Below are 9544 nucleotides of genomic sequence, written 5' to 3' on the forward strand. Positions count from 1 at the left end.
CCTGCCGTCCCCGCCCCGGATCACCCGCGCCGCAACGCAGCCGCCATCCGATCCTGGGGAATCCTCACCTGGTCACAGCGCTCGCGGCCCTGGACGAACAGCGTCAGTCCATGACGCGGGCTGTACGCGGCGCCCGCTGCCTGCACCTCCGTACCGCGGTACGGGATCGCCAGCTCATCGAGCGCGCTGCCCGCGGCCACGTCCCGCACGGTGACGGTCCCGGCTCCGCCGAACGCCAGCAGCAGCGGCTGCCGGGCCGCCCCCGCGAAGGCCAGCGCGGTGGGCGGGCCGTGCGCGACGGAGAACCGGCCCGCCGACCACTGGCCGTCGTCGTACTCGGCCAGCCGCACGGCGCCCGCCTCGCTCCAGGCCACCAGCGGCACCCGCACACGGCCGTCGAGGCGGGTGGTCAGGACGACGCCCACCCGCCGGTCGGGCACAGCGGCCCGCTGCCCCACACGGCGAAACCCGCCCGCGGCGCCCTGCCACAGCGTCAGCGCGTCACCGCAGTCCGCCACGACCCAGGTCCGGCCCTCCGCCGTGTGCGCGGCCACGTCGCACACCTTCACCTGAGCGGCCTCGATGGCGGGCCGCGCACTCCACACCGCGCCCGCCCGGCCGTAGGGAACCACCCGCCGCCCGTCGGGGACGAACAGCAGGCACCCCCCTTCGGGGGCCGGTACGAGCGCGAGCCCGGGGACCACCTCGTTGACATCGCCGCCCAACTCGACCGGGCCGTCCTCGGTCCACCCCGTGAGGTCCTCGCCCAGCCGCCACACCCGCACGCGGCGCCCGGCCGCAGCAGCCACGAGCCACGCGCCGTCGTGCCACAGCGCGGACAGCGCCGTGACCCGCCTCCCCCGGGAGAACACGAGCCCCGGCCCCGCCCGACCGCGCAACGGGGTGTGCACACCGAGCAGCACCCGCGCACCGGCCGCCCGCGCCAGCAGCACCGACCCCGAGGACCCCGTCGCGACGGCGATCCGGGGCCAGGACTCGCCGCCCACCGGCCGCGAGGCCGAATCGGCGCCGGTCAGCGCCGCGGTGTCGACCACCCTGACCTCGTCGCCGTCCCCGACCGCCAGCCGCCCGGTGCCGGCGGGGTCGAACGCCAGGCCGCCGCGAGGCTCGGCCAGCCGCAGCACCGCGTCCAGCGTGCCGTCGGTCAGGCTCCGCACCCGGACCCGCCCGCCCTCATGGAGCGCGAGCAGCGGCGTGGCACCCTGCCTCCCGAGGGCGATGTGCCGGGCCGGGGAGTCGAAACGCGCCGTGCGGACGATGTCCGGGTCCCCGTGCCCCGGCGCGGACACCCGCCACACCGTGACGGCGTCCTGGTCGGCGCCCGCCTCGGCCACCGCCACGAACCCGCGGTCGGCGCCGTCGGCGAGGGCCGCGGCGGCGCGGTAGCGCACATCCGGCGCGGCGCACAGCCTCCAGCCGCTGCGCACCAGGGGCCGGTCGCCGTAGCGCTTGCCGTGCAGTTCGTGCAGGACCAGCGAATCGCCGGCAGTGAGCAGGAAGCAGCGCTCCCGCAACGCCAGCAGGGCCACCCGGTCCGCCGGCACCGCCAGGATGTCGTGGCGCACGTCCCGGCCTTCGGAGGCGCCCCCCGAGGCCACGGCCCAGCGCCACGCCCACACCCGGTACCCGTCCGCCGCCACGATCTGGACGCCGTCGCCGCAGGGCGCGGCGTCCAGGGCGCGGATGCTCCCGTCCCAGCCGTAGGTCCGGCGGGGCAGGCTCTCCTCTCCCCACCACAGGTACAGGCAGCGGCCGTCGTGCGAGGCGGTGACGCGCCGCCCCCGCAGCGACGCCTCCCGGACCGCGGCGAACGCGGCGTCCCGCACCCGGTCCTGCGGGGCCCGCCGGGTGTGGACGTAGGCACCGGTCCCCACCCGTCGGCCGACGATCTCACCGCGCCCGCCGAGAGAGATCATCTCGCCGCCCGCCCGGCTCCAGTCCAGGGCCAGGGCGCCGCCGAGCGGGGCGGACAGCGTCAGCTCGGCCGGCCGCGGGGGCGAGTCCGTCCACACCTCCCGCCATCCGCGCTCCGCGAACCCCGGCAGCCGGTCGAGCACCTCGTGGACGTCGGGGTGGCCGACGAACGCCTCGGCCGCGAGCACCGCCCTGCGCAACGCCGGCAGCAGGTGGTCCCGGAACCGGCCGCCGACCCGCCGGTAGAGGTCGGCCCCCTCGCAGCGGCCGGCCGGCTGCCCCGTCAGCGGCAGCATCACGTCCGGTGCCGTGTGGACCAGGAACTCCGGGTCCAGGAACAACTGCTCCAGAGGATGCTGCTCGTCCGGCGGATCGTCAGAACCCGCCGGCACCTGGGCGGCATGCGCGCCCAGGTAGGTCAGGGTGTACTCGTGCGCCCGCTCCCAGTCGCCCGCGGGACGGTACAGGGCATCGAAGACCCGGCGGTGCGCGGCCCCTTCGGTCAGCCGGGCCCGTTCCAGCAGGGCCGTGCCGTAACTGGCGTGGTCGAGACGGTACAGCGCGGGCAGGCCCGGCCGGTGCTCCGTGGTGATCAGGACGCCCCCGAGCCGCTGGAGCACGGCGTCGAGCATCCCCCGCGTGATCACGGGAGTGCGCCTGCGGCGCAGCTCGTTGGCCAGGCCGAGCCAGAGGTCGGGATCGTCGAGGCCGGGGCCCTGGACCACGGCGAGCGGCAGCAGCAACTCGGCGAACCGGCCGCGCTCCCCGGGGTCGAGCACGTTCAGCTCGTCGGTCATGCGCGCGCGCAGTTCACCGCCTCCGCGCCGCACGAAGAGGTCGAGCGCGTCGGCGGACAGCGCAGCGGGCTGCCGGGCGAGCGCGCGGGCCGCCAGCCGGGCGACGAGGAACCTGCGGCCGCTGCGCCGCGCCACCAGGGCGACCGCCTCCTGCCGCGGCGCCGCGTTCTCCGGTCCTGCGTAGGGGGAGCCGGGGGTGTCGGCGAGGAGGGTGGCCACGAGCGCGGCGATGTCGCGCTCGGTGTCCCGGTCGAGGTCCAGGTCCAGGGCGGGGGAGGTGCGGTCCAGGGCGTCGACCAGCGACTCGCGTGCCCCGCCGTCGACCGTCCGGCGGGGGTGGGCGCGGGTGCCGACGACCAGCTTCACGCCGGGGCACCGGGAGAGGGGGTTGAGCAGTCTGCGGGCGATCTCGTGGGCCTGTCCGGGCATGGCCTCGTCCAGGCCGTCCACGAGCAGTGTGACGCCGCCGACGCGCGGCACCAGCGAGCCGATCCGCTCCACCGCCTCGCGCGCGGTGATCCCCGCGTCGTGCGGCAGCTCGGCGCCCAGCGGTGCGAGAGCCCGGAGCAGGCAGTGGGCCAGGGAGTGCAGGGACATCCCGTGGCAGGAGAGCGCCGCGTGGACCGAGCCGGGCCGAGGCACCGTCTGCGGGGGCGGCGCCGGGTCCAGGGTGCGCACGCGGCGGCTCACCGACAGCAGGGCCAGCCGCGCGAGGAGCGCCGTCTTGCCGGTCCCGGCCGGACCGGTGACCACCATCAGGCCCCGGCTCTGGGAGGCGGTCCAGGTCACCAGCCGGCTGAGCGGACGCACCCGGCCCGAGAAGTGGCCCGGCAGCAGGCCGTCGTTGACCGGCCCGAACTGCTCGGGCGCGAGCCAGGGCTCCTGGTCGGGCGGCAGGTGCGCGGAGCGGTAGACGGCGTCGGAGGAGTCGTAGTGCGGGTTGTGCAGGAACCTGCGGCTCAGGGAGCGGAGCTCGACGTAGGCGGGCCGCAGCGCGGCGTCCTCGTAGCCGGCGTCGACGGCTCGGCGGTCGACGGCCTCCAGCAGGTCCGGCACCAGGAGGAACGGGGCCGTCGGCTCGAACGGGCGGACCGTGCCGTCCAGTTCGAGACTCCGGTCGGCGAGGGTGTCCTGGACCCAGTCCACCCACAGACTCTCCTCCACCGGGCGGTCGGCGCCTGCGGTGGCGAGGAGCACGAACCCGTCGCGGGCGGACGGGGCGTCCTGGCGGCTGCGCAGGGCCTCGTACAGCCGGCGGGTCCCGTTGAGGGCCTGCTGGGATTCGCAGGCGTCGATGACCACCAGCAGTTCGGAGCCGCGCACGTCGGCCAGGTGCTTCAGGAGACGGGTGAAGGGCATCGCCAGGGCGGCGACGGGGTGCGGCCGGCCGGGTTCGTAGCTGCCGCGGCAGGCGAGGACGTACTCCTGGTCCTCGGTGGTGTGGCCGTGGCCGGTCCAGTAGAGGATCTTCCGGGCCGCGTCGGCGGCGACGAACCGTCTGAGGCCCTCCTCCACGCGCCTCAGAGTGCCGTCGCCCTCCAGGTTCTCGGCGCGGCCGAAGCCGAGCCGGTCGCACAGCTTCACGAAGGTGCCGCGGGCCCGCAGGACGTGCCTGCGGTCGTGCGTTCGGCTGCGCTCGCCGTACTCGGCGATGGCGACCGAGCCGACCAGGCCGGTCGACCGGAGTGCTTCGCGTCTGATCTCCACATCGGCGGACAACCCCTGGTTCCTCCCGCACCTATACTGATCGATCCGCGTGGCGCATGTCGTGGAATCGCCGAACAGGGCCTTGGAAAGGGCGGGTTGATGACCCTCATGGACAGGTTCACCGTGGTCGGCCGCCGGACCGACTGCCATGTCTTCGAAGGGGACGGGACCAGTTCGATCGCCGAGGAGAACATGCGGGTGAAGTACGTGCCCGGGCGGGTGGAACTGCCCGACGAGGTGGCCGAGTGGCGGCGCGAGATCGAGGCGGAGGAGGCCCGCAAGGAGGCGGCCGGCGAGCCGTACCGCTGGAACAACCCGCGCTTCGCGGTGCGGCGCCTCGTCGTCTCCCGCACCCACGCGGCCGAGGTCCCGGTGGCCACGCTCACCCTGTGCGACGCCGACTACTACGACTTCCTCGCCACGTCGATCAATCTGGACCGCAGGCAGAAGAACGGCCTGACCCTGCGTCAGCAGCACCTGGACGGCAGGGACCTCCTGGAGGTGCCGCCGTTCATGTTCTGCAGCTTCGGCGTCAACGTCGCCGTCGAGACCGGCAAGGACGGCAGGATGCTCTTCTCCCGCCGCAGCGCCCGCGTCGCCGGCCCCAACACGTCCAAGTGGAACTCCTCCGCCAACGAGGGACTCGCCAGCAACCACGACCTCTCTCCCGAGGGGCGGGTCAGCCTGCACGCCGCCGCCCGCCGGGCGCTGCGCGAGGAACTGGCCGTGCTGGACTCGGACACGGTCGACCTCGAACTCCTCGGCTTCGGCTTCGACATGCGCAACAACCAGTGGGCCGGCTTCTTCCGCGCGGTCCTCACCGACCTGTCCGAAGCGGACCTGCGGGTGCGCTGGAGCCGGGGCGTGGCCGACAAGTGGGAGCACGAGGGCCACGCCTTCGTCGACGCCGCCCCGGAATCGGTCCTGCGGTTCATCCGCGACGAGCCCGCGGAGTCGTGGACCCCCTGCGCGCCCGCGCTCTTCTACCTCGCACTGGTCCGCGGCGCGGTCCGCGCCCGCAGCGGTGACCCCGACGCGCGGTACGAGGTCGAGGCCGTCGAGCGCAGGGTGCTGGCGGAACTCGACGAGGAGGACGACACCTTCTAGCGCCGGCGGCCCCGGGCGCGGGCCGCCGACCGTTGGCCCGGGACCGGGGTGCGCCGGGCCGGGTTGACACATTTCTTCGTATCGAGAATATTGGATGCGTTCCGGGGTCCGGCTCGCGAGAGGGGTGCACGGTGGATCCGCTGGCCGTCCACAAGGCGCTCGCCAATCCCGCGCGGGCCGAGTTCCTGCTCTGGCTGAAGCATCCCGAGCGGTACTTCGACGAGGAGTACTACCTGGGGCGCGGCGTCGGGTTCCACATCGGCGTGTGCGTGACGGAGATCCGGGAGCGTTCCGGGCTCGCGCAGTCGGTGGTGTCCGGCTACCTGCAGATCCTGCGGGACGCCGGGCTGCTGGTGTCGGAGCGGGTCGGCAAGTGGACCTTCTACCGGCGCGACGAGGAGACCATCGCCGCCTTCGCGGCGTACGTGCGCGACGAGCTCTGAGCTCCGTTCCGGTCCGGCGCGGGGGAGGGGTGTGCCCTTTTCCGCGGCAAAATTCATCTAACTATCTAGATTTGTAGCTCGGAATGGCGGCGGGGCGGCGGAGCCGTGCCCGCGGACGGCCGGGCGGTGGAAGGCAGTCATGCGAAAGACCGGTCCTGTCGTCCTGACCCTCTCGCTGGGGGTGTTCGGGATCATCACCACGGAGATGGGCGTCGTCGGCGTCCTGCCCAGGATCTCCGAGGAACTCGGGGTGGCGCCGTCCACCGCCGGGTGGCTGGTCGGCGCCTTCGCGCTCGTGGTCGCCGTCGCGGGCCCGTTCGCGACGCTGCTGGCCTCCGGCGTGCGGCGCAAGACCGTCCTGGCCTCGGCGCTCGCGGTGTTCGCGGCGTCCAACGCCGTGTACGCGCTCACCGACCGCTTCTCGGTGATGCTCGCCTTCCGGATCGTGCCCGCGCTCTTCCACCCGGTGTTCTTCGCGGTCGCGCTCACCGCCGCCACCCGCCTCGTCCCGCCGGAACGGGCCACCCGGGCCGTCACCACCGTGTTCGCGGGGGTCACGCTCGGCTTCGCCTTCGGGGTGCCGATCACCTCCTACCTCGCCGAACACCTCTCCCTGGCCGCCGCGTTCTGGTTCGGCGCGGGCACCAACCTGCTCGCCCTGCTCGGGGTCCTGGCCCTGTTCCCGGCCACGCCGGCCGAGCGGCGGCTCTCCTACGGCCGCCAACTGGGCGTCCTGCGGCGCTCCCGGCCCTGGCTGGCGATGGCGGCCGTGGTGTTCGTCTTCGCGGCGATGTTCTCGGTCTACGGCTACTTCGCCGAGTACCTGGAGCGCGTCACCCGGCTGGGCGGGTCGACGATCGGCGGGCTGCTGATGGCCTTCGGGGCCGTGATGGTCCTCGGCAACCTGGCCTTCGGCCGGCTGCTGGAACGCGACCCCGTCCGGACGGCGACCGTCTTCCCGCTCCTCTACGTCCTGCTCTACGCGCTGGTCCGGGCGGCCGGGCCGTGGCCCGCGCCGATGGTCCTCGCGGTGCTGCTCTGGGGAGCGGTGCACTCGGGCGGGCTCGTGGTGAGCCAGACCTGGCTGGCCCGGGACACCCGGGACGCGCCCGAGTTCGGCAACAGCCTCTTCATCTCCTTCTCCAACCTGGGCATCACCGTCGGCAGCGCCGTGGGCGGCCTGGTGGTGGCGAGCGCCGGAACGCGGCAACTGCCGTGGGCCGGGGCGGGGTTCGCGCTGGCGGCGCTCGCAGCCGTCCTGGTACGGCGCAGGATCGGGCCGGAACCGGCCCGGGCGCCGGCGGCGGAGCCGGCCGAACTGCCGGAGCCCGCGGCCGGGAGCGCGCCGTGACCACCCGGCCGGCCGGCGCGACGGTGCCGGCGTCCCCCGACCCGGGACGTCCGTCGAGGCGACACCGCGAACCGACGGAGCACCGGGCGCGTGCCGGCTGCCCCACCGGTCGCCCCGCTCGCCGCCACGAGCGCCCGGCGCTGCGCCGCGCGGCACCCACCGGACCGCCGCACGCCTTGCGGTGACGGGCTCTTGCTACCGGAAGATCCCCACGAGGGCGTCCCCACCCCTGGCGCACTCGAAGGTGCCCGTGCAGCACGGCTCCCACCCGTCGGGCGCTCCGAACAGGACCAGTTGCGACCAGCAGCCGCCGGCCGCCGACGGCGGCCTGTGGAGCCGCAGCCCCAGCGGCTCCACCGTCACGTCCGAGGGCGGCCGGGCGAACGGGTGCGCGGGTCCCGGCAGCACGGACACGACGTCCTGGGCCGGGTGCCCGAACAGATCGACACCGTCCCACACCACAGGAGTCGCGCACCCGCCCTCGGGGCGATGGCGGTCCATGCCGATACGGGCAAGGCGGTCCGGGCGACCGGGGCCGCCGCCCGCGACGGTCAGGACCACGTCACCGAAGGTGGCGACGGTGGTCCACGCGGGATCGAAGAGCAGACCGGAGAGCCACGCATCATGGGCATAGCGGAGTTCTGTGTAGTCGGCGCGGGTCAGTGACATGCACTGCATTGCCTGGTGGACCCCGGTTGCCGCCGCCAGCAGCACGCGGACCTCAGCGGGAGCCATGCCGAACCTGAGCGTCCCGGCCCCGGCCGGCAGGGCTACACCGACCCCCGGTAGAAACTCCAGCACGACCCCATTGTTCACCCTCCGGGCAGAGGGCCGGACCGGGGGGACGTCCATCCGCACGCCGTCGGGGAGCCGAGCCGCTGCGGGCGGTTCCCGGAGGGCCGCCGCCCCTCGCGGACCGGTCCCGGCGGTCAGCCGGCGCCGCTCCCGCCCCGTGGCCGGGGGCAGCGGAAGAAGAGTTCGGGATCCCCCTCGTCCAGACCGTCGACCAGCCCGACCGGACGCCAGCCCGCCCGGTGCAGGAGGCGCTGCACGGGCTGGTTCGAGACGTTCGTCGAGGTGAACAGCTTCGGGGTGGCGCAGGCCGCCTGGAGCGCGCCGAGCAGCCGGGCCCCGACACCCCGCCGGCGGGCGCCGGACGCGACCATCAGCATGGTGACGAAGCCCTGTTCGAAGAAGGTGTACTCCAGCACGCCGTACCCCAGGGGCCCGGACGGGTCCTCGGCCACGAGGACCGCGGCCTCCTCGCACCACCGGCGGATGCTCGCCCGCCGCGCCACGTCACCCGCCGCCGCGACCGAGTCGATCCCGGCGAGCGCGCCCCAGTCCGAAGGATCCGCGGGCCGCACCAGGAACCCGCCAGCGTTCTGAACACCCATGCCGGGCATCATCGCAGCTCCCACGACGGCACCCGCCGGCCCTTCCCCACGCGGCCCGCCGCCCGCCCCGCCGGCCCGGTTGACGGCCCCTCGCCACAGGTCTATACCGGGTGAGGTCCTGCGGCGGCCCGACTCCGCCGCGGGGTTCCGCAGGCCCGGCGCGCCGCCCCCACTGCCGGCGCGGGCGGGCCGTACCCCGCCGTTTCCTGGAGAGGCAGATCCCGATGGAACGTGCCCGTCCCCCACGCTCACCACGACAGACGCACCAGCCCCGGAGAACGCCCGGCCGACGGGCGAGCGCCGCCGCGGCCGCGGTGCTCGCCCTGGCGGCCGGCGGTCTCGTGGCCGTCGCCGCGAACGCCGCGCCGGCAGCCACGATCACGGTCGTGGCCACCAGTTCCCCCAGCACCCCGTGGACGATCCCGCCGTGGTCCCCGTCCCCCACCACGACGTACACCATGCCGGGGGTCTGCCGGGACCCGGAGTGGAAGCGCGACACCGCGTACAGCGGCGGCGCCAAGGTCTCCTACCAGGCCCACCGCTACCACGCGAGGTGGTGGAACCTGAACGAGGAGCCGACCATGAACAGCCCGTGGGGCGTCTGGGTGAACGACGGCCCCTGCGCCCCCACGCAAACGCCGACCCCCTGAGCCGCCGGCCTCCGAACCACCGCCCCCCGAACCACTGACCGCCGCCGCGGCCGGCCCCGGCGGGGGCCGCCCCCCCCCGGGCGGCCGCCCCCGGGGGGGGGGGGCCCCCCCCGCGCGGGCGCCCCCCCCGCGGCCGCGGGGGGGGGGGGGGCCGGGG

Annotated in this window: 7 protein-coding genes; 4 read left to right on the forward strand and 3 right to left on the reverse strand. The window is 74.9% G+C overall.

Annotation, left to right across the window (positions count from 1 at the left end):
* Window positions 1-20: 20 nt before the first annotated feature.
* Window positions 21-4451 carry an AAA family ATPase gene (locus tag ACFU74_RS03720; RefSeq protein ID WP_380751199.1) on the reverse strand — a complete coding sequence of 1477 codons (4431 nt, stop codon included), beginning with the start codon at window positions 4449-4451 and terminating at the stop codon, window positions 21-23.
* An 87-nt stretch (window positions 4452-4538) separates the two neighbouring features.
* Here ACFU74_RS03720 and ACFU74_RS03725 point away from each other — a divergent pair, with 87 nt between their 5' ends.
* The 3 genes from ACFU74_RS03725 to ACFU74_RS03735 all read left to right on the forward strand — a co-directional run bounded on the left by ACFU74_RS03725 (window position 4539) and on the right by ACFU74_RS03735 (window position 7340).
* On the forward strand, window positions 4539-5546 hold the full coding sequence (locus ACFU74_RS03725; RefSeq protein WP_380751202.1) for a translation initiation factor 2: 1008 nt from the start codon (window positions 4539-4541) through the stop codon (window positions 5544-5546).
* Window positions 5547-5677: 131 nt separating this feature from the next.
* Window positions 5678-5989, forward strand: a complete 312-nt coding sequence (locus ACFU74_RS03730; RefSeq protein ID WP_380751205.1) for an ArsR/SmtB family transcription factor — start codon at window positions 5678-5680, stop codon at window positions 5987-5989.
* A gap of 139 nt (window positions 5990-6128) precedes the next feature.
* Complete coding sequence (locus ACFU74_RS03735) at window positions 6129-7340, forward strand: MFS transporter (protein WP_380751208.1); 1212 nt, start codon at window positions 6129-6131, stop codon at window positions 7338-7340.
* Window positions 7341-7535: 195 nt separating this feature from the next.
* Here ACFU74_RS03735 and ACFU74_RS03740 read toward each other — a convergent pair whose 3' ends face one another.
* Both ACFU74_RS03740 and ACFU74_RS03745 read right to left on the reverse strand, forming a co-directional pair.
* Window positions 7536-8141, reverse strand: coding sequence for a hypothetical protein (locus ACFU74_RS03740; protein ID WP_380751211.1), 606 nt, complete (start codon window positions 8139-8141; stop codon window positions 7536-7538).
* Between the two features lie 128 nt (window positions 8142-8269).
* Window positions 8270-8737, reverse strand: a complete 468-nt coding sequence (locus ACFU74_RS03745) for a GNAT family N-acetyltransferase (RefSeq protein WP_380751214.1) — start codon at window positions 8735-8737, stop codon at window positions 8270-8272.
* Window positions 8738-9123: 386 nt separating this feature from the next.
* Between ACFU74_RS03745 and ACFU74_RS03750 the strand changes: the two genes are divergently transcribed.
* Window positions 9124-9387 carry a carbohydrate-binding protein gene (locus tag ACFU74_RS03750; RefSeq protein WP_380751217.1) on the forward strand — a complete coding sequence of 88 codons (264 nt, stop codon included), beginning with the start codon at window positions 9124-9126 and terminating at the stop codon, window positions 9385-9387.
* Window positions 9388-9544 lie beyond the last annotated feature (157 nt).

The sequence above is a fragment of the Kitasatospora sp. NPDC057500 genome, from assembly GCF_042802195.1.
GTDB lineage: Bacteria > Actinomycetota > Actinomycetes > Streptomycetales > Streptomycetaceae > Kitasatospora.